Here is a 391-nt window from a genome sequence, read left to right as displayed (position 1 = left end):
CGTGGATCGCCTTCCTCGACGACGACGTGGTCCCCGGTCCCACCTGGGCCGACGACCTGGCCCTCGACCTCGCCGGGGCGAGCGTCGCGACCGCGGGGATCACCGGCCGCATCGACGTCCCGCTGCCGGCCGGCCGCCGGCCCACCGACTGGGAGCGCAACACCGCCGGTCTCGCCCGCGCCCGCTGGATCACCGCCGACATGGTGTACCGGCGCCGGGCGCTGGAGGCGGCCGGCGGTTTCGACGAACGGTTCCGCAGGGCCTTCCGGGAGGACGCGGACCTGGCGCTGCGGGTGCTCGACGCCGGCTGGACGCTGGCCGAGGGCCGCCGCACCACCACTCATCCGGTACGGCCGGCCGGCCGCTGGGTGTCCGTACGGCTCCAGGCGGG

General features: G+C 77.0%; 1 pseudogene. It reads left to right on the top strand.

Annotated elements, in window-relative coordinates:
- Positions 1-391: pseudogene (locus B9S61_RS07795) on the top strand (transferase); the annotation flags it as partial.

Source organism: Streptomyces sp. SM1, from assembly GCF_002910825.1.
Lineage (GTDB): Bacteria > Actinomycetota > Actinomycetes > Streptomycetales > Streptomycetaceae > Streptomyces > Streptomyces okerensis.
This window is presented reverse-complemented; position numbering and strand designations above follow the sequence as displayed.